A 20,374-nucleotide genomic window follows, 5' to 3' on the forward strand; every position below is an offset into this window, starting at 1 on the left:
TCTGGCATTCCACCACAGCCTGAGGGTGTAAGTTAAGAAGGTCATTGAGCACGACATGGAGAGGATTACTGTAACGTTAGGGGAGCGTAGCTATCCCATTACGATTGCCGCCGGATTGTTCAACGATCCGGCTTCTTTTATGCCTGTAAAGGCAGGTGATCAAGTCATGCTGGTGACAAACCAGACATTGGCACCTCTCTATCTGGACAAAGTTCGTTCAGTGCTTGAGCAAGCAGGCGTTCGTGTTGATCAGGTTATCCTGCCTGATGGCGAACAGTACAAATCCCTGTCTGTTCTGAATGAGGTCTTCTCTGCTCTTCTCGAGAAGCCTCACGGTCGTGATACCACCCTCGTGGCTCTTGGCGGTGGCGTAATTGGCGATTTGACCGGCTTTGCTGCGGCCAGTTATCAACGTGGTGTGCGCTTTATTCAGGTGCCTACCACGCTGCTTTCTCAGGTTGATTCTTCCGTTGGGGGCAAAACTGCCGTCAACCATCCGCTGGGTAAAAACATGATTGGGGCGTTCTATCAGCCTGCCTCGGTCGTGGTCGATTTAGACTGCCTGCGCACTCTGCCGGCCCGTGAGCTTTCGTCCGGTCTGGCAGAAGTTATCAAATACGGCATTATTCTGGATGCCGACTTCTTCACATGGCTCGAAAACAACATGGATGCCCTGCTGTCGCTGGATATGAACGCGATGGCTTACTGCATTCGTCGTTGCTGCGAGCTGAAGGCCGAAGTGGTTGCCGCCGACGAGCACGAGCACGGCATGCGTGCGCTGCTCAATCTGGGGCACACCTACGGCCATGCTATCGAAGCCGCCATGGGTTACGGCGTCTGGTTGCACGGCGAAGCCGTTGCTGCGGGCATCGTGATGGCGTGTTACACCGCGCATCGTCTCGGTCAGTTCAGCCTTGAAGATATTGCTCGCGTTAAATCTTTGCTGGTGCGCGCAGGCCTGCCTGTCAGGGGTCCGCAAGAGATGACCGCCGAGTCCTATTTACCGCACATGATGCGCGATAAAAAGGTGCTGGCGGGCGAACTGCGTCTGGTCCTGCCTACGGCAATCGGCGCGTCCGAAGTCCGTAAAGGCGTGCCTCATGATACGGTGCTTGCATCAATCAATGACTGCCGGGTGCCTTAAGCACTCAAGAAAGTCACGCGCAGTAAGCCATAACAGTTGCCGGCCCTAATCATTGATGAATGGGCCATTTTGACGGGTTGGAGGATTTTAGATGGATGATTTAACACCGGAAGACGATCTTAAGCCAGATACCAGCGACCGCCGACCACAGCGCTCGCGTAAACCGTCTTCACAAGCCCCGAAGCTTGCGGTATCCCGTCAATACTTGATGATTGGCATCGGCATTATCGTGCTGTTGCTACTGATTCTTGGCATTGGTTCTGCACTGAAATCTCCGTCGCAAAACAACGCGGCTGCGCCGTCCAACGGGCCGAAAGACATTAATCTTTCTGGCGCGAACGCTGACGCGAGCTCTTCAGGCTCAGCCCCGGCCGCTACGCCGGTGCCGACGCCTAATGACCAAACGCCTGCGGCTTCTGCTCCTTCTGACGCTAACGCGTCTGCGCAGCCGAAGAGTATCGGTTTGCCGCCTATTTCCTCTACGCCGACCCAGGCTCAGCCACAGGCTGACAGTGGTCAGAAAGAGCGTGTGGATCTTCCAGGCGACATCAACGACGCGCTTTCCCAGCAGCAAGGCCAGGTTAACGCCGCCGCTCAAGACGGTATCAACGCGGGCACGCAGTCTCTGACCTCGTTGCCAACCGCGCCGGCTACCGTCAACAGCAGCCTGAAAGGCCGAGCTCCAGCCGTTGCTCCAGCGCCACACGCGGTTCGCCGTGCGTCGGAGAAAACCACGCCAGTCGAGCATCGCGCCGAACGCCACAGCTCGTCGACCAGAACACCGGTTGCCAAAGCGGCAGAGCCAGTGCGTAAACCTGAAATCAGAAAAGAACCCGAACATCATGCTGCTGTCAGTGCGCCTGCACATCAGAGCGTTGAGTCGGGCAGTGCGGCGGCGCTGAAGACTGCGCCGGGTAGTCACTTTACCCTGCAGCTTAGCAGCGCATCACAGTCGACCTCTTTGAATAACTTTGCCCGCCAGCAGGGACTTAAAAATTACAGCGTCTATCAGACAGTTCGCGATGGCAAACCTTGGTTTGTTCTGGTGAGCGGTAACTATGCGTCCTCAGCTGATGCAAAACGCGCGATAGCCAGTTTACCTGCCGACGTTCAAGCAAAAAAACCGTGGGTTAAGCCTGTACATCAAGTACAGCAAGACCTTAAAAAATGAATCTGATCTGTACGCGATGTGCTGTCTAAAACAGGGTACAATCCGCGGCTGTGAATTGTATAAGTAGCTAACTGACGGCATGAAGAAGAACCGCGCTTTTTTAAAATGGGCTGGTGGCAAGTATCCGCTGGTTGATGACATCAAACGTTATCTGCCAGCGGGAGATTGTTTGATTGAGCCTTTTGTCGGTGCGGGTTCGGTGTTTTTGAACACCGATTATGACGCCTATATTCTGGCCGATATCAACAACGATTTGATCAACCTGTACAACATCGTTAAAACGCGTCCCGACGAGTTTATCCGCGATGCTCGGGCGCTTTTTACGCCTGAATTCAATCAGTCAGAGCGTTACTATCAGTTAAGAGAAGAGTTTAACGCCAGCGCCGATGTCTATCGTCGTTCTCTGCTTTTTTTATACCTGAACCGCCATTGCTATAATGGGCTTTGCCGCTACAACTTGAGCGGTGCCTTTAATGTGCCTTTCGGTCGGTATAAAAAACCTTATTTCCCTGAGGACGAGCTCGCCTGGTTCTCTGAAAAAGCACAGAATGCACAGTTTGTATGCGAGCATTACCAGCACACTCTGCTGAAGGCGAAGAAAGGGGCTGTGGTGTATTGCGATCCGCCTTACGTGCCGCTTTCGGCGACGGCGAACTTTACGGCGTATCACACCAATAACTTCAATCTGACCGACCAGCAAAATCTGGCCAAACTGGCAGAGAAACTCTTGGCAGAACGCCAGGTGCCGGTGCTGATTTCGAACCACGATACTGCCTTGACCCGCGATTGGTATTCCGCCGCAGCGCTCCACGTGGTGACGGCGAGAAGAACCATCAGCAGCAATATTTTGCAGCGCAGCAAGGTAACCGAGCTATTGGCGTTGTATAGCTAAAGGACTTTTAAACGTAGGAGAAGCAGATGAAAGATTTTTTGATTGCTCCATCCATTCTGTCGGCTGATTTTGCTCGTCTGGGCGAAGACACCGTCAAAGCATTGGAAGCGGGCGGCGACGTGGTGCATTTTGATGTCATGGATAATCACTATGTGCCGAATCTGACCATCGGTCCCAACGTCTGCCAGTCCTTGCACAAGTTTCTGCAGGAAAAGGGGATCAACAAGCCTATCGACGTTCACCTGATGGTGATGCCAGTTGATAGCCTGATCCCACAGTTTGCTGAAGCCGGGGCCACCTACATTACTTTCCACCCTGAAGCGACTCTGCACGTTGACCGTACGCTACAGCTCATCAAGTCACACGGTTGCAAGGCCGGTCTGGTGTTTACGCCTACGACCCCGCTGAGCTATCTCGACTACGTGATGGATAAACTCGACGTTATCCTGCTGATGTCTATCAACCCGGGCTTTGGCGGTCAAACGTTTATTCCGGCCACGCTCGATAAACTGCGCCAGGTGCGCCAGCGCATCGATGAAAGCGGTTACGATATTCGCCTCGAGATAGACGGCGGCGTCAAAGTTGAAAACATTGGCGAGATTGCTGCTGCAGGTGCGGACATGTTCGTCGCCGGTTCAGCGATTTTTGGCAGCCCGGACTATCGCGGCGTGATAGACAACATGCGCAAAGAACTGGCCAAGGTTTCCCATGACTGAGCCTCTTGCTCCGCTTGGCGTTGCCTTTGACCTTGACGGTACGCTGGTTGACAGCGCACCGGGTTTGGCCGAGGCGGTAGACAGAGCGCTGGCTGACGTGGGCCTGCCAAAGGCGGGCGTCGAGCGTGTTAGCACCTGGATTGGCAACGGTGCCGACATTATGGTCGAGCGTGCCGTTCGCTGGGCCAAGGGAGACCTCAGCCCCGAGTTTTGCCTCAAGGTTCGTGACCAATTCGACCACCACTATGCGCAAACCGCCGCCGGTGGCAGTCGCCTCTATCCTCAGGTCAAGGAAACGCTCGTTGCGCTCGCCGCAGCGGGGCTACCTCTGGGCCTGATAACCAACAAGCCAACGCCGTTTGTTGCGCCCTTACTGGTATCTCTGGGCCTCGATGGCCTGTTCTCGCAGGTATTGGGTGGTGACGACGTGGTGCAGAAAAAACCCCACCCCGCGCCCCTGTACCTGATGCTGGCCAACATGGGCCTGCGCGCCAGCGAGCTGGTATTTGTGGGTGATTCACGCAATGACATTCAGGCGGCGCAGGCTGCGGGCTGTCAGTGTGTGGGTATGACCTACGGTTATAATTACGGTGAAGCCATCGCCTTAAGTAAACCCGACCGGGTGCTTGAACGCTTTGCCGACCTTTTGCCCACCTTCGGGCTACCCTCTTTAAAGGATCAGGAAGCTTAAAAAATGAGTAAACCCATCGTCTTTAGTGGCGCACAACCCTCTGGTGAATTGAGCATTGGTAACTACATGGGTGCTCTGCGTCAATGGGTTAAAATGCAAGATGACTTTGATTGCATTTACTGCATCGTTGACCTGCATGCAATTACTGCTCGTCAGGATCCTGCTCAATTACGTAAAGCCACGCTGGATACGCTGGCGCTGTACCTCGCCTGCGGTATCGATCCTAAGAAGAGCACCATTTTCGTTCAGTCACACGTGCCTGAGCACTCCCAGCTTGGCTGGGCGCTCAACTGCTACACCTATTTCGGTGAGCTGAGTCGTATGACGCAGTTTAAAGACAAATCTGCGCGCTATGCCGAGAACATCAACGCCGGTCTGTTTGACTATCCGGTGCTGATGGCCGCCGACATCCTGCTGTACCAGACTAACCAGGTACCGGTTGGCGAAGATCAGAAGCAGCACCTGGAGCTGAGCCGTGACATCGCGGGTCGTTTCAACGCAATTTATGGCGATATCTTTACCGTTCCTGAGCCGTTGATTCCTAAATCGGGTGCTCGCGTGATGTCTTTGCAGGATCCGACCAAGAAGATGTCCAAGTCGGACGACAACCGCAATAACGTGATTGGCCTGCTGGAAGACACCAAGTCAGTGACTAAGAAGATCAAACGCGCGATGACCGACTCTGAAGAGCCGCCGGTCATTCGTTACGATCAGGCCGCTAAGCCAGGGGTTTCAAACCTGCTGGATATCCTGTCGGGCGTGAACGGCAAGAGCATTGCCGAGCTGGAAGCAGAATTTGAAGGCCAGATGTACGGGCATTTGAAAGGTGCGGTTGCTGAAGCAGTATCCGAGATGTTGGGCGGTCTGCAAGAGCGTTTCCACCAGTATCGTGCTGATGAAGCCTTCCTGCAGCAGGTTCTGCGTGAAGGTGCCGAGAAGGCGCGTGCTCGCGCTCAAGAGACTTTAAAGAAGGTCTATGAGGCAATCGGCTTCGTCCCCGCACTATAAAATCCTTCGTTCTTGACGCTGTCACTGCGTTGGCTGCGTCCGCGCACCCCAGTCACTGACTCTTGTCAGTGACTGGGGATTTGCAGCCTTGCCGCCTTATTACAGCGCCAAAGGCTGTGGATTTGCTTCGGCGCTTGAAAACCAGTTCAGCTTTTCTCTCAGCGCGACTACGCCGCCGACGATAATCAGGCTTGGGCTTTTAACCTGCGTTGCGAGTTCACTCAGCTGCGACAGTTCTCCCGTGACCACCTTCTGTGCCGGCGTGGTGCCGTTTTCTATCAGCGCGACCGGCGTATCAACGGCGAGTCCGTGATGGGTTAGCTGATGCTGTATCTCCCCCGCCTGCGAGAGTCCCATATAAAACACCAGCGTTTGCTTACCCTGTGCCAGACAAGGCCAGTCAAGACTGCTGTCTTTTTTGGCGTGGCCGGTAATCAACCGCAGGCTCTGCGCGTGATCGCGATGGGTAAGGGGAATGCCGCTGTAGGCCGAGCATCCTGAGGCTGCGGTAATCCCGGGCACCACGGAGAAACCGATACCGGCCTCGGCCAACACTTCTAGCTCTTCGCCACCGCGCCCAAAAATAAACGGGTCACCGCCTTTCAGACGCACCACTCTTTTACCGCGCTGCGCCTGCTCAACCAGAATCTGATTGATCTGCTCCTGCGGCACGCAGTGGTTGCCTGCCTGTTTACCGACAAAAATACGTTCGGCGTCGCGGCGCACCAGATTTAACACCTCATCGGAGACCAGCCTGTCATAGACCACCACGTCGGCCAACTGCATCTGCTGTAACGCTTTTAGCGTCAGCAGGCTGGCGTCACCCGGTCCTGCACCGACCAGCACCACTTCGCCCTGTTCCTCTATCGGCTGGGCGAAGAGCTGCTCAATAAAGGCCTCGCTTTGCGGGATGTCGTTATTGGCCAAAGACTGCGCTAAACGTTGGTGGTTAAACAGCTTTTCCCACCAGCGGCGACGCGTCATGCCGTCGCTGTAGTGCTGTTTTACCCGTTGGCGCAAACTTCCGGCCAACTCCGCCAGTCGACCGAGATGCAGCGGCAGCGTCGCCTCGAGGCGTTCGCGCATCAGCCGAGCCAGCACCGGCGCATTGCCGCCGGAAGAGACGGCAATCATCAGCGGTGAGCGGTCAATAATCGACGGCATGATAAAACTGGCCTGCTCAGGAGCATCGACGAGATTGCAGAATATCCTTCGCGCCTCGGCCGCCTCGCTGACCTGCATATTCAGCGTATCGGAGTCGGTGGCGGCAATGACCAGCCACTTGTCATCGAGCTGGCTGGCCGCGAATTCTCCCTCGATCTTCTGTAGTTGACCGCTCTCGGCCCAGCGTTCAAACGCGTCGGTAAAATCTAGCGCAACGACGGTGAGCGCCGCACCGGCGTCCAGTAACAGCCGCGCCTTGCGTTCGGCGACATCACCGGCGCCGACCAGCAGGCAGGCGCGTCCCTTGAGCTGACAAAACAACGGGAAATAATCCATGACTCACTCACTTTCTGACAACAACGGCCAACGAGGCCTGATAAACCCCACAAACCTCGATAGTATCAGCAATTAACGCGCAAGATTAACCTGCACGTTGCCGCCGCTTATCTGGACCTCAAAACTCTCGATGTTGAAGGCCTCATCCTCCATGCACAGCCCGTCTCTGAGACGAAAATGTTGCTTTTTCAGCGGGCTGGCGACCCACAGTTCACCCTGATGTTCGCCTATTATTCCACGAGACAGAACGCTGGCCTGCGCGAAGGGGTCGATATTGTTCAAAGCAAAGACGGTGCTCTGTACATCGGGGCGAAACAGCGCAATCTGCCATTCTCCGGCCTGTGCACAGACGCCGCAGCCGGGCGTGATATCTTCGAGTGCGCAAAGCGTTTGCCAGTTTTTCATAGGATGTCCTCCCCGGTTACGACCTGTGTCACCGGGATACGTTCTTCTGGTCGAGCAGGCCGATGCTGGTCGCGTTCGGCAACAAACTGCACCTGAGCGTCGCGTTTGTCGCTGTTGATAAAGTGTCGGAAGCGTCGCTGCGCTGCCGGGTCTTGCAGCGTCTGCTGCCACTCACAGCCGCTGAGTTCGTGCAGGCGCGCAAGCTCGGCTTCGAGCTGCTCAGCGAGCCCCAGGCTGTCGTCGATGATGACCCTGCGCAGGTAGTCGATGCCGCCTTGCAGGTTGTCCATCCAGACCGAGGTGCGCTGGAGTTTGTCGGCGGTGCGGATATAAAACACCATGAATCGGTCGAGGTAGCGCAGCAGGGTGTCGTCATCCAGGTCGGACGCCAGGAGATCCGCGTGGCGAGGTTTCATGCCGCCGTTGCCGCAGACGTAAAGATTCCAGCCCTTTTCGGTGGCAATAATGCCGACGTCTTTCCCCTGCGCTTCGGCGCATTCGCGCGTACAGCCTGAGACGCCAAACTTCATCTTGTGCGGTGTGCGGATGCCCTTGTAGCGATTTTCGAGTGCAATGCCGAATCCTAGGCTGTCGCCTACTCCGAAACGGCACCAGGCGCTGCCGACGCAGGTTTTCGCCATCCGTAGTGCTTTTGCGTAGGCCTGCCCGGTTTCAAAACCGGCGGCGATCAGTTTCGCCCAAATGGCCGGGAGGTCGTCCTTCTGGGCGCCAAACATGCCTATCCTCTGCGAACCGGTGATTTTGGTATACAGACGATATTCTTCGGCAATATCGCCGATAGCCTTCAGACCCAGCGGGGTGATTTCGCCGCCCGGCGAACGCGGGATAACCGAATAAGTGCCGTCTTTTTGCATATTGGCGAGGAACAGGTCATTGGTATCCTGAAGCGGGGCATGCTGAGGGCTGAGGACGTAATCATTCCAGCAGGAGGCGAGCAGCGAACCGACCGTAGGTTTACAGACTTCACAGCCGTAACCCTGCCCATATTTCATCAATAGCTGCTCAAAGCTGCGAATATTTTCTACACGAATCAGGTGGTAGAGTTCCTGGCGGGAGTAGGCAAAGTGTTCACAGAGATGGTGATTTACCTCGACGCCCTGCTGGGCAAGTTCGGCGTTCAGCACCTTTGTTACCAGGGGAATACAGCCACCGCAGCCTGTTCCGGCCTTGGTCTGGGCTTTCACGGCGGAAAGAGTCTGGCAGCCAGCCTGCACGGCGGCGATGATGTCGCCTTTGGTGACGTCAAAGCAGGAGCAGATTTGTGCGCTCTCGGGGAGGGCATCGGTGCCGAGTGCGGTGCTGGCATTGCCGTCCGTGGCCGGGAGGATCAGGCTCTCTGGGTTTTCCGGAAGCGGCAGTTGGTTCAACATCAGTTGCAACAGGTTGCCGTAATCGCTGGTATCACCGACCAAAACCGCGCCGAGCAGCGTGCGGTTGTCTTCACTCACTACCAGGCGTTTATACAACGAGGCCTGTTCGTTGAGATAAACATAGCTGCGAGCACCGAGAGTGCGAGCGTGCGCGTCGCCGATACCGGCCACATCCACGCCCATCAGCTTGAGCTTGGCGCTCATGTCGGCGCCGGTGAAGGCATTATCGCGACCCAGCAGATGGTCGACAGCGACCTGCGCCATCTTGTAACCGGGCGCAACCAGCCCGAAGACGCGCTGGTTCCAGGCAGCACATTCCCCGACGGCATAAATGTCGGCATCGCTGGTCTGACACTGATCGTTAATCGCGATACCGCCGCGTGGCGCGAGCGTCAGACCAGACTGGCGGGCCAGCACGTCCTGCGGGCGAATACCGGTCGAGAAGACGATAAAATCCACCTCGAGCGCGCTGCCGTCGGCAAACTTCATGGTTTTGCGGGCTGTTTCGCCCTGCTGGATAATTTCCTGCGTATTTTTGGCGGTGTGAACCTGAACGCCCATGCTCTCGATTTTCTGACGCAGCTGGTTGCCGCCCATCGCGTCGAGCTGTTCGCACATCAGTCCCGGCGCAAATTCCACCACGTGGGTCTCAACCCCGAGGTTCATCAAGGCTCCGGCTGCCTCTAAACCCAGCAGGCCGCCACCGACGACTGCACCGCGTTTACTGCGTTTTGCGCAGCGCGCTATGGCGTCTAAATCTTCCAGCGTGCGGTACACAAAGCAGTCTTCGCCGTCGGATCCGACAATGGCAGGCACCCAGGGATAAGAGCCTGTTGCGAGGATAAGCTTGTCGTAATCAATGCGTTGTCCGCTGCTTGAGAGGATGAATTTCTCCTCGCGGTTCAGCGTGACGGCACGTTCACCGACCCGTACATTGACGTTGTGCTCGGCATAGTAATTTTCTTCGACCAGTGAGAGCTGTTCGGCGCTGTGGCGTAAAAAATAGGAGGAGAGATGCACGCGATCGTAGGCTACGCGAGGCTCTTCACAGAAAACGGTGATGTCGAACTGGCCCGGCTCTGATTTATTTATAATATCTTCAATACAGCGGTGGCCTACCATGCCGTTGCCAATTATCGCGAGTCTGACGTTGCGCATTTTTACCTCAAAATTGATTTCATTGCGCGTAACATAATCCCCTGCGAAGGTAAGGTTTTGATGCAAGTCAACCGTCCTCGTTTTCTACCCACGAGGGAGTAGGTGAAAACGATTGTTTATTTAACATACGATAATTGTCGCTTTTTCCCCGCCAGCGGCGGCATCGGCTATTGTTTGAAGTAAGCTAAAAAAAATTGATGCAAATAGAGAGGTAAAGGTGACGCAAAGCAGCCTGCGGGCCATAAAAAATGTACGCATGCCTGATTGTGAAGGGCTGTGGCAGATTGATATCGAACAGGGAAAAATTCGCCAGATTACGGCTCAGCCGCAGAATGAGGAACAGGGCGACGAGGTGCTCGATGCACAGGGCGGGTTGGCGCTGCCGCCGTTTATTGAGCCACACATCCACCTTGATACCACGCAGACGGCCGGTGAGCCCTCATGGAATATCTCCGGCACGCTGTTCGAGGGGATTGAGCGTTGGGCGGAGCGCAAGGCGCTGCTGACCCACGAAGACGTTAAACAGCGCGCCTGGATCACCCTGAAATGGCAAATTGCCAACGGTATTCAGCACGTGCGTACCCACGTTGATGTCTCGGACCCGACCCTGACCGCGCTAAAGGCGATGCTTGAGGTCAGGCAAGAGGTCGCACCCTGGATCGATTTGCAGATTGTCGCCTTCCCACAGGAAGGCATTATGTCCTATCCGAACGGTGAGGCGCTGCTCGAGGAGGCGCTGAAACTGGGGGCGGACGTGGTCGGTGCTATTCCGCATTTTGAATTTACCCGCGAATACGGCGTCGAGTCGCTGCATAAAACCTTCGCGCTGGCGAAAAAATACCACCGGCTGATTGATGTTCACTGTGACGAAATCGACGATGAACAATCGCGTTTCGTTGAAACGGTTGCGGCGCTGGCGCATCGTGAAGGCATGGGTGCGCGGGTGACGGCGAGCCATACGACGGCCATGCACTCCTACAACGGCGCCTATACCTCGCGGCTATTTCGCCTGCTCAAGCTCTCGGGCATCAACTTTGTTGCCAATCCGCTGGTGAATATTCATCTGCAGGGTCGTTTCGACACCTATCCAAAACGCCGGGGCATTACCCGAGTGAAAGAGATGCTGGAAGCGGGGATTAACGTCTGCTTTGGTCACGATGACGTGTTTGACCCATGGTATCCGATGGGCACCGGCAATATGCTTCAGGTACTGCAAATGGGGCTGCACGTGTGTCAGTTGATGGGCTATGAACAGATTAACGATGGCCTCAAGCTGATCACCACCTACAGCGCCAGAACCCTGAATTTGCAGGACTACGGCATCAAGAGCGGTCACGCCGCTAATCTGATTATTCTGCCTGCCGACAGTGGATTTGATGCGATTCGACGTCAGGTGCCGGTGCGCTATTCTGTACGTCATGGCCGCATTATTGCCGAGACCCAACCGGCCGAATCGGTCATTCATCTGGAGAAGAGTGAACCCGTTGATTTCACTCGTTGATTTTAGGGATAAACGCCACAGCGCGGCGATCGCGCATATTGCGTAAATAACGGTAAAGGGCTGGCGCTACGGGGTTAGGCTCTTTAGAATCAATGCGTTTTGTGGCTTGCCTATTGGAGAAAGGAACCGTCATGTTTAAACGTACTTTAGTGACCTTCACAGCTTTGCTTTCCCTCACTGCGATGGCCCCTGCGGCATTCGCAGCCAAGTCTGCGGATACCCACGTCATGCTGACCACGTCGGCGGGTAATATCGAACTGGAACTCGATAACGCGAAGGCACCGGTTTCCGTTAAGAATTTTGTTGATTACGTGCAGAGTGGTTTCTACAACAACACCATTTTCCATCGCGTGATCCCTGGCTTCATGATTCAGGGCGGAGGTTTTACCGCCAACATGCAGCAGAAAAGCACTAATGCGCCGATCAAAAATGAGGCGGACAACGGACTGCGCAATCTGCGCGGCACGATTTCAATGGCCCGCACCTCGGATCCTAATAGCGCCACCAGTCAGTTCTTCCTGAACGTTGCCGATAACGCCTTCCTGGATCACGGCCAGACTGATTTCGGCTATGCTGTATTCGGTAAAGTTATCAAAGGTATGGACGTTGTAGACAAGATCTCTTCGGTGAAAACCGATAATGTGGGACCTTACCAGAACGTGCCAAGCACCCCGATCGTTATCCTTTCAGCTAAGGTTGTGCCATAACGGTCGCCAAGCGCTGAAAATAGCCTGATTCAGGCTGCTCGTCGTCTCTGGGGCAGCCGTGCAAGGAGAAAAGATGAGTGAACCCCGTGTGATTGCAAAAGCAATGCGCGCCGGAAAACCGGCTCAGAACCTGACTATTCTTCCTGCACTGGCTAACCGCCACGGCCTGATTACCGGTGCAACGGGCACCGGTAAGACGGTCACGCTACAAAAAATGGCCGAACAGTTTTCTCGCATTGGTGTGCCGGTATTCCTGGCTGATGTGAAAGGGGACCTATCGGGGATGGGGACCGAGGGGGTTGCCTCCGAGAAACTGAATGCCCGTCTGGCGGCGATTGACGTCACCGCCTGGCAACCCACCGCCTGCACCCTTATTCCGTGGGATATCTTCGGCGAAAAGGGTCACCCGATCCGCGCCACGCTTTCCGACCTGGGCCCACTGCTGTTGGGGCGTCTGCTCAGTCTCAACGATGTTCAAAACGGCGTGCTGCAATTAGTGTTCAAGATTGCCGACGAAAATGGCCTGCTGCTGCTCGACATGAAAGACCTGCGCGCCATGCTGCAGTTTGTCGGCGATAACGCGAAGCAGTTCCAGACCCAGTATGGCAATATCTCACCCGCTTCGATCGGCGCTATTCAGCGTGGGCTGCTGGCGCTCGAGGGGCAGGGCGCGAACCCGTTCTTCGGCGAGCCGATGCTCGACATCAACGACTTAATGAAAACCGACGCCAACGGACAGGGGATTATCAACCTGCTGGCGGCGGACAAACTTATTAATCAGCCCAAACTCTATTCGGTGTTCCTGCTGTGGCTGCTGGCAGAACTGTTCGAGCATCTGCCCGAGGTGGGCGATCTCGAGCAGCCAAAGCTGGTGTTTTTCTTTGACGAAGCCCACTTGCTGTTTAACGACGCGCCGGCGGCGCTGCTGACCAAGATTGAACAGGTGGTCAGGCTTATCCGCTCCAAGGGGGTAGGCATCTATTTCGTGACGCAAAACCCGCTGGATATCCCGGATTCGGTGCTGGGCCAGTTGGGCAACCGCGTTCAACACGCGCTGCGCGCCTTTACGCCACGGGACCAGAAAGCGGTCCGTGCTGCGGCGCAGACGCTGCGTGCGAATCCTGAATTTAACGTTGAAACCGCCATTACCGAACTTGGCGTCGGCGAAGCGCTGGTCTCCTTCCTCGATGAGAAAGGACGCCCCGAGATAGTCGAACGCGCGATGGTGATTGCTCCCGAGTCAAAGATGGGGCCGCTGGGCGCTGAAGGCCTGAACAAGGCCATCAATCAGTCGCCGCTTTACGGACGCTATGAAGATGCGATAGACCGCGAATCGGCCTATGAGAAACTTTCCGTGCAGGGGTTTAACACCGTCGGTAAAGCCGCGGGCGAAGTTGAGACCCCCCATCCGCAGGGCGAGAAATCTGCCGGTGGCGGGTTGATGGCTGGACTTAACGAACTGTTGTTTGGAACAACCGGTCCGCGCGGCGGTAAGCACGACGGCATTGTGCAGACTGCCGCCAAGAGCATGGCACGCGACCTGGGCCGCGAAATTTTACGCGGCGTGCTGGGGTCCATTACCGGCAGCAGAAAGCGCTAATCAACAGGCCTGGCTCTTAACCTGCTCGCCGTCCCGCGGGATATTGCCCTCTGCATCGCGGCGGCCACCGGCTCAAAAATCATTCTCGACGTCTATACTTAACATCCACTGTGTTCAGTCAACGGAGGAGCAGGTATGGCGACAAAAATGACGGACAAGCAGAAAGAGCAATTCTATCGCAAGCGCAGGAACCTCAATTTTCAAAGCAGCGCGGCGCTGGATGGTCTCGACACGAAACTTGTCGAGCTGACTGATGAGCAAGTCCTTGAACGGCTTGCTGCGTTGAGGAGGCATTATGAGCGATAAAGTGATTTCAGGGGCAGACCCTTATCTTTACCCTGGCCTCAACGTGCTGAAGAACCGTCTCGAAATCCGTGAATCTCATCGGCTGCATCAGGCAGAGCTGGAGTTGACCCCACTGCGGGCCGCCACTATCGAGCTTGGGCAACCTAATATGGGGCTGCCGCATCTGTGCGCCATTCACTACACCTTGTTTCAGGACTTGTTTGACTGGGCGGGAAAGCTGCGTGAGGTAGATATCCTTAAGGATGATACGCCGTTTTGTCATTTCGCCTATATCGAGCGGGAAGGCAATAACCTGATGCAGGCGCTGGAAAACGAAGAGTATCTGCGTGGCCTGCCCGATGATGAACTCTATCAACGGCTGGCGCACTATTATTCCGAAATCAATTTGCTCCATCCTTTCCGCTACGGCAGCGGGCGCGCGCAGCGCATTTTCTTCGAACAGCTGCTGACCCACGCAGGCTATGACATTCAATGGAACAAGATCAGCCATGAGGCGTGGATTGAGGCCAACAAAGCCGCTGCCTTTGGCGATGAGCAGCCGTTATCTAATGTTTTTAAAACACTGATCAGCGACGCCTAAACGCAGTCGAGCCCGGCAGGAAAAATCTGCGGGCCGTCGCCGAAAAATAGGTAGAATGGCCCGGCAAAATCTCAAGACTTCTTTAAGCCGGAAAACCATGCTGCTGATTATCGATAACTATGACTCCTTCACTTATAACCTTTACCAGTATTTCTGCGAGCTCGGTGCCGAAGTGCTGGTAAAGCGTAACGATGAACTGCAGCTTGGCGACATCACTCGGCTTAACCCTTCGCATCTGGTTATCTCACCCGGCCCCTGCACGCCAAACGAGGCAGGCATCTCGCTGAGCGCCATCGCTCATTTTGCCGACTCAATGCCGATTTTGGGCGTCTGTCTTGGACATCAGGCGATGGCGCAGAGCTTCGGAGCTCAAGTCGTGCGCGCTCGTCAGGTGATGCACGGAAAGACCTCGCTGATTGAGCATACCGGCACGGGAGTCTTTGCTGGCCTGAATCATCCGTTGACGGTCACCCGTTATCATTCGCTGGTGGTGAAACCAGACACCTTGCCCGCGTGTTTTTCACTGACTGCCTGGACCGGCAGCGCCGCGTGCCCGGACGAGATTATGGGCATCGCGCATTGTGAATTGCCGCTGCATGGCGTGCAGTTCCATCCTGAAAGCATTCTCAGCGAACAAGGTCATCAGCTGCTCGATAATTTCCTTAAAATTTAGAGCATTAAAAATTACTTACAGCAGAACCGCGATTAACGTTTGCCTGTGAGTGATTTTTTATGCATATTTTGTGATTATATTTTCACATTCATTTCGAGTGTGATCCCCTGACAGTAGCGGCAGCGCAAAGGAGAGTAGGGCAATGACAGAAAAAGCAGCGGTAGGGCGTGATGCATTTGATCGGGTTATTTTGCCGGTTTATTCACCAGCCAAGTTTATTCCAGTCAAAGGTAAAGGCAGTCGCGTATGGGACCAGCAGGGTACCGAGTATGTCGATTTCGCCGGGGGTATCGCGGTCACTGCGCTGGGCCATTGCCATCCTGCGCTGGTTGAGGCGCTGCACAAGCAGGGCGAAACGCTCTGGCACGTGAGCAACGTCTTCACCAATGAGCCTGCGCTGCGTCTGGCGCAGAAGCTGATTGACGCTACTTTTGCCGATCGCGTGTTCTTTGCCAACTCCGGCGCAGAAGCCAATGAAGCGGCATTCAAGCTGGCGCGCTACTACTCTTCTGCCAAGCACAGCCCGTATAAAAGCAAAATCATCGCCTTCCATAACGGGTTCCATGGCCGCACGCTGTTTACCGTATCCGTTGGGGGACAGCCTAAATATTCCGACGGTTTCGGCCCTAAACCTGCCGATATCGTCCACGTGCCGTTCAACGATCTGGATGCGGTGAAGGCTGTTATCGACGATCACACCTGTGCCATCGTGGTGGAGCCGATTCAGGGTGAGGGCGGCGTCACGCCAGCCACGCAGGCGTTCCTGCAGGGGCTACGCGAGCTGTGCGATGCCAACAAGGCACTGCTGGTGTTCGATGAGGTACAGAGCGGCATGGGCCGTAGCGGCAAGCTGTTCAGCTACATGCACTACGGCGTCACTCCAGACATTCTGACCACCGCTAAGGCACTGGGCGGCGGCTTCCCGGTGAGTGCGATGATCACCACCGAAGAAGTGGCCTCGGTGATGGCACCGGGCAAACACGGTACCACCTACGGCGGTAACCCGCTGGCCTGCGCCGTTGCTGAAGCTGCGCTGGACGTGATTAACACCCCTGAAGTGCTGGCTGGTATTGAAGAGCGCCGCAACGCCTTTATCCAGGCGCTGGAAGCGATTAACGCCAAATACCACGTCTTCAGCGAGTTCCGTGGTCAGGGCCTGCTGATCGGTGCCGAACTGGCGGATAAATACAAAAACCGTGCGGGAGAATTCCTGACGGCTTCGGCAGAGTTTGGCCTGATGATGCTGGTGGCGGGGACCAACGTGCTGCGTTTCGCACCGTCATTGGTTATCGACTTCGCCGACATCAGCGAAGGCATGGCGCGCTTCGAAAAAGCGGTTAAGAAAATCGTCGGCTAATCAATACTCTCCTTTCCTCCTCTACCGGAGGAAAGGATCACTCCTTCACTCTTCGCGTTAACCAAATTCCGTGATGTGGCCTTTGCTTCCAGGCAAGGGACGAGATGGTGTGCATGGCGCTAAGGTGTGCCAGCATACGGCGCAAATGACGCTCCATTTCGGTAATCGGCATGTCAGGATGCTGATCTGGGGCATTGAAAAGCGATTTCTCACTGCTCGGCCCGTCATAGGTCAGGCGCTGCTGGCAACTTTGCAACGCAATCTCGCAGGTCTGCAAATACTCCATCGCCAGTTTGGGCGTCAGCATATAGTGCTCGCGCGCCAGAATTGTCATGCCATTAATGTGGTCCACCAGAAACTGACTGTGCGTGACCCACAGCCGCATATCGGTCAGATAGTGCGAATTAAAGCCGGGTTCCTGCATTGCCTGATTCAACGAGGTAAACAGTTGATTGTGCGCCTGATTGACCTTCATGCGCGCATAGGCCAGTTCGGCCGGGTCAGGATCCTCGTGCAATACCAGCCGGATAGCCTGCTGGTCTGCCTCCAGCGCCTGATAGGCATTGGTGCGCAGCAAACCACTTTGCCACTGCGGCCATAGCCAGATAGTGCCGCCAAACGCCAGCGCACAGCCAATTAGCGTGTCCAGCAGCCTCGGCAGCAGAAAGTTGGCCCCGTTTAGCCCCAGTATTTGCAAGGTATAGACGGCGGTTACCGTGAGGCCAATCATTCCCAGTCCGTAGTTTTTTCGCAGTACGGTGTAGGAAATCAGCGTAATCATCAGCATGAAAAACAGCGTGAGATTTTGCGGCAGCGCGAGCTGAAGCAACCCGGCTGCGGCGATAAGGCCCGCCAGCGTGCCCAACGCACGGTGCTGAATACGCACGCGGGTGGCGTTATAGCCGTTCTGGCTGACCAGCAGGGTAGTCAGCAGGATCCAATAAGGTTTAGGCAGATTAAAGAACATGCCGAGGCTGCTGCCAAGCGCCAAAATTACGCCGAGCCGTGCGGCATTGCGCAGGGCGGCGGACTTGACGGAAAGATAGCCTTTCAGCGCGGGCCAGAAGGGCAGACGATGCTGCGTTTGCATCAGGTCGCGGCGATACAGCGGACGCTGGGTGCGCAGCAGTCGGGCGATGCGGCTGAAATGGTAGTAGCAAAACTGCCCGACGGGATTGTCACGATAGCGAGAGGCTATTTTTTCCAGCGCGGCCAGCTCGTTGGCCATTGTGAACCGCTCCGAGCGCCGATGGTAGAGGATGTCGCTCGCGATAACGCGCAGCCGTGCGGCAATGACCTGCGCATTGCGGCGGATAACCGCCTCGGCGTGGCTTTCCTCAACCAGCTTTTGCACTTCTGCGGGCAGGTGCAGGCTTACGGTGATGTGCTCCTGCAGGTCGAGCGCCACCTGAAAACTGCGCAGCAGCCTTTTATGATGCTGATGATTGCCCGTCGGCAGCATGTGCAGCTGCTGATAGAGGGTGGCAATCAGGTCAATGACCTGCTGTTGTCGTTTCAACAGCGGCGGCAGCGCGGTTTCGGGGTCGGTGTGCTGGGTGAGCAGGCTGTATTTTGCTTCGAAATAATCGGCGAGTTCGACGTAGAGCTGGCTCAGCGTCTCGCGCATCGGCTGCTCTTCGGAGAGCCGAAACCAAAACCAGTTGAACAGCCCATACCAGGCGGTACCTACGACAAACAGCAGCGGAGCGTGCCAGATGGGCACCACACCGGCCATACTGAGGGTAAAGATGCTGGCGACCAGCGCGCCGGGCAGCAGGCGGCCGTGCAGCGGGCTGATTTCACCCGTGACGCCCAGTACCAGCGTCAGGCCAAGCATGATGAGCGGCAGCGGAACATGCCAGTTAATCAGCATCAGCTGGAGAAGAATACTGCTCAAGGCAAACAGCGAACCGCCGATAACCAGACGTTTGAAGAAGCGCTTATGCGGCGTATCGAGACCGGAGATATTGCAGCAGGCGGGGACCAGCGCAAACAGCATCCCGAGCTTCAGCTGACCAAACAGCATGGCAAAACCAATAGGCAGGCAGAGGACCAGCGTCTGTCTCAGCGCGTAGTTAACCTCGGGGTGGTAGAAGATTCGTCGCCAAAGCGTCATTAATTTTGTGTAACGTGACGAATAAAAACGGCGCACCAGAAGACTGCTGCGCCGTTTTTAAGGGGATTAACGGGTGCCGTAAACGACAATCGTTTTACCGTGTGCCGAGATCAGGCTCTGATCTTCAAGCATTTTAAGAATTCGACCGACAGTCTCGCGTGAACAACCGACGATCTGGCCAATTTCCTGACGGGTGATCTTGATCTGCATGCCATCTGGATGGGTCATGGCGTCTGGTTGCTTGGCCAGATTCAGCAGAGTTTGCGCAATGCGTCCGGTTACGTCGAGGAAAGCCAGGTTACCGACTTTCTCCGAGGTAATCTGGAGTCGACTCGCCATCTGTGCAGACAGGCGCATCAGGATATCCGGGTTAACCTGGATCAGCTGACGAAACTTCTTGTAGGAAATCTCAGCGACTTCACAGGCAGTTTTTGCTCTTACCCACGCACTACGTTCCTGACCTTCTTCGAAGAGTCCCAGCTCACCGATGAAGTCACCTTGGTTAAGGTAGGAAAGTATCATCTCTTTGCCTTCTTCATCTTTAATCAGCACGGCAACCGAGCCTTTCACGATGTAGTAAAGCGTTTCGGCTTTTTCACCTTGGTGAATCAGCGTACTTTTAGAGGGGTACTTGTGTATATGACAATGAGACAGGAACCATTCGAGAGTAGGGTCTGTTTGTGGCTTGCCGAGAACCATTAGTTATTATCCTCTTTTTATCGCTGCCCAAAATCACAGGGCTCAAAATCCCTGTTCGGCGATTTTTTACTTCGCGCTCTTTTAGCATATGAACTGACCAGCAATGCTGCAAGCGGCTTGAGGCGTGAATTAGGCAGTAATTTGCCATAATCACCAAGGTTATCCTGTTAAACCCAAAAACCCCGGCCGCAACTTGTTGGAAAGTTTCTTTCGCCTTGTTTGTAGCACAGCTTTGGTGACGTGTCTTGTGTTGTCTCGCTTCAGCATGATGCGGATCGAGTTCCATTGCCAGTTTCAGGGGTTAAGGGTAGTCTGTTTTGAAAATTATTACCGGAGAAAGGCAAATGCAAGCACGTGTAAAATGGGTCGAGGGATTAACGTTTCTTGGTGAGTCTTCTTCTGGCCATCAAATTCTGATGGACGGCAATGCGGGCGACAAATCACCGAGCCCGATGGAGATGCTGCTGATGTCAGCGGGTGGATGCAGCGCCATCGACGTGGTGTCCATTCTGCAAAAAGGCCGCAACGACGTCGTCGGTTGTGAGGTCAAGCTGACCTCCGAACGCCGCGAAGAAGCGCCGCGCCTGTTTACCACCATTAACCTGCACTTCATCGTGACCGGCAAGGGTCTGACGGATAAAGTGGTGGAGCGCGCTGTAACGCTGTCTGCCGAAAAATATTGCTCGGTTTCGCTGATGCTGGGCAAGGCAGCGACTATCACCCACAGCTTTGAAGTTATTGATTCAATAGAATAAGCTT

Annotated in this window: 19 protein-coding genes; 14 read left to right on the forward strand and 5 right to left on the reverse strand. The window is 55.2% G+C overall.

The genetic code is table 11. The features are described from left to right. The first annotated feature begins 55 nt into the window (after positions 1-55). The 6 genes from aroB to trpS all read left to right on the forward strand — a co-directional run bounded on the left by aroB (position 56) and on the right by trpS (position 5,622). A complete protein-coding gene (gene aroB, locus BS640_RS11280; protein WP_017492330.1) occupies positions 56-1,144 on the forward strand; it encodes a 3-dehydroquinate synthase in 1,089 nt (362 codons plus the stop codon). A 91-nt stretch (positions 1,145-1,235) separates the two neighbouring features. Next, on the forward strand, positions 1,236-2,315 hold the full coding sequence (locus BS640_RS11285) for an SPOR domain-containing protein (RefSeq protein ID WP_017492331.1): 1,080 nt from the start codon (positions 1,236-1,238) through the stop codon (positions 2,313-2,315). A 79-nt stretch (positions 2,316-2,394) separates the two neighbouring features. Beyond that, a complete protein-coding gene (gene dam / locus BS640_RS11290; RefSeq protein WP_017492332.1) occupies positions 2,395-3,207 on the forward strand; it encodes an adenine-specific DNA-methyltransferase in 813 nt (270 codons plus the stop codon). A 26-nt stretch (positions 3,208-3,233) separates the two neighbouring features. Then, positions 3,234-3,923 carry a ribulose-phosphate 3-epimerase gene (rpe, locus tag BS640_RS11295; protein ID WP_084912590.1) on the forward strand — a complete coding sequence of 230 codons (690 nt, stop codon included), beginning with the start codon at positions 3,234-3,236 and terminating at the stop codon, positions 3,921-3,923. Next, a complete protein-coding gene (locus BS640_RS11300; protein WP_017492334.1) occupies positions 3,916-4,614 on the forward strand; it encodes a phosphoglycolate phosphatase in 699 nt (232 codons plus the stop codon). The genes rpe and BS640_RS11300 overlap by 8 nt, the downstream gene beginning before the upstream one ends. Positions 4,615-4,617: 3 nt before the next feature. Next, positions 4,618-5,622 carry a tryptophan--tRNA ligase gene (trpS, locus tag BS640_RS11305; RefSeq protein ID WP_017492335.1) on the forward strand — a complete coding sequence of 335 codons (1,005 nt, stop codon included), beginning with the start codon at positions 4,618-4,620 and terminating at the stop codon, positions 5,620-5,622. Positions 5,623-5,721: 99 nt separating this feature from the next. On the opposite strand, the gene cysG is transcribed toward trpS, so the two are convergent. From cysG to nirB, 3 genes are all read right to left on the reverse strand, one after another. After that, positions 5,722-7,122: a siroheme synthase CysG gene (gene cysG / locus BS640_RS11310; RefSeq protein WP_084912591.1), complete on the reverse strand. Its 1,401-nt coding sequence runs from the start codon at positions 7,120-7,122 to the stop codon at positions 5,722-5,724. A 72-nt stretch (positions 7,123-7,194) separates the two neighbouring features. Beyond that, complete coding sequence (gene nirD / locus BS640_RS11315; RefSeq protein WP_084912592.1) at positions 7,195-7,527, reverse strand: nitrite reductase small subunit NirD; 333 nt, start codon at positions 7,525-7,527, stop codon at positions 7,195-7,197. Beyond that, positions 7,524-10,076 (reverse strand): nitrite reductase large subunit NirB, encoded by a 2,553-nt coding sequence (nirB, locus tag BS640_RS11320; RefSeq protein WP_084912602.1) that lies wholly within the window; start codon positions 10,074-10,076, stop codon positions 7,524-7,526. The genes nirD and nirB overlap by 4 nt, the downstream gene beginning before the upstream one ends. A gap of 217 nt (positions 10,077-10,293) precedes the next feature. Here nirB and BS640_RS11325 point away from each other — a divergent pair, with 217 nt between their 5' ends. From BS640_RS11325 to argD, 7 genes are all read left to right on the forward strand, one after another. Next, positions 10,294-11,577 (forward strand): cytosine deaminase, encoded by a 1,284-nt coding sequence (locus BS640_RS11325; protein WP_017493606.1) that lies wholly within the window; start codon positions 10,294-10,296, stop codon positions 11,575-11,577. A gap of 131 nt (positions 11,578-11,708) precedes the next feature. Then, on the forward strand, positions 11,709-12,284 hold the full coding sequence (ppiA, locus tag BS640_RS11330) for a peptidylprolyl isomerase A (RefSeq protein WP_017493605.1): 576 nt from the start codon (positions 11,709-11,711) through the stop codon (positions 12,282-12,284). 73 nt (positions 12,285-12,357) lie between these two features. After that, complete coding sequence (locus BS640_RS11335; protein WP_084912593.1) at positions 12,358-13,884, forward strand: helicase HerA-like domain-containing protein; 1,527 nt, start codon at positions 12,358-12,360, stop codon at positions 13,882-13,884. Positions 13,885-14,019: 135 nt separating this feature from the next. Next, positions 14,020-14,190, forward strand: a complete 171-nt coding sequence (locus BS640_RS11340) for a YhfG family protein (protein WP_084912594.1) — start codon at positions 14,020-14,022, stop codon at positions 14,188-14,190. Then, positions 14,180-14,770, forward strand: coding sequence for a putative adenosine monophosphate-protein transferase Fic (locus BS640_RS11345; protein WP_017493602.1), 591 nt, complete (start codon positions 14,180-14,182; stop codon positions 14,768-14,770). The genes BS640_RS11340 and BS640_RS11345 overlap by 11 nt, the downstream gene beginning before the upstream one ends. 97 nt (positions 14,771-14,867) lie before the next feature. Then, positions 14,868-15,443, forward strand: a complete 576-nt coding sequence (locus BS640_RS11350) for an aminodeoxychorismate synthase component II (protein WP_017493601.1) — start codon at positions 14,868-14,870, stop codon at positions 15,441-15,443. A gap of 142 nt (positions 15,444-15,585) precedes the next feature. Continuing rightward, the gene (gene argD / locus BS640_RS11355; RefSeq protein WP_084912595.1) at positions 15,586-16,800 is read left to right on the forward strand and encodes a bifunctional acetylornithine/succinyldiaminopimelate transaminase; all 1,215 of its coding nucleotides are present in this window, start codon (positions 15,586-15,588) and stop codon (positions 16,798-16,800) included. Positions 16,801-16,837: 37 nt separating this feature from the next. Here argD and BS640_RS11360 read toward each other — a convergent pair whose 3' ends face one another. Both BS640_RS11360 and crp read right to left on the reverse strand, forming a co-directional pair. Beyond that, entirely contained in the window at positions 16,838-18,916 is a 2,079-nt protein-coding gene (locus BS640_RS11360; protein WP_017493599.1) for a YccS/YhfK family putative transporter, read from the reverse strand. 66 nt (positions 18,917-18,982) lie between these two features. Then, entirely contained in the window at positions 18,983-19,615 is a 633-nt protein-coding gene (crp, locus tag BS640_RS11365) for a cAMP-activated global transcriptional regulator CRP (RefSeq protein ID WP_009638999.1), read from the reverse strand. 344 nt (positions 19,616-19,959) lie between these two features. On the opposite strand from crp, the gene BS640_RS11370 reads away from it, so the two are divergent. After that, positions 19,960-20,370, forward strand: coding sequence for an OsmC family protein (locus BS640_RS11370; RefSeq protein ID WP_084912596.1), 411 nt, complete (start codon positions 19,960-19,962; stop codon positions 20,368-20,370). Positions 20,371-20,374 lie beyond the last annotated feature (4 nt).

This window comes from Rouxiella badensis, from assembly GCF_002093665.1.
Taxonomy (GTDB): domain Bacteria; phylum Pseudomonadota; class Gammaproteobacteria; order Enterobacterales; family Enterobacteriaceae; genus Rouxiella; species Rouxiella badensis.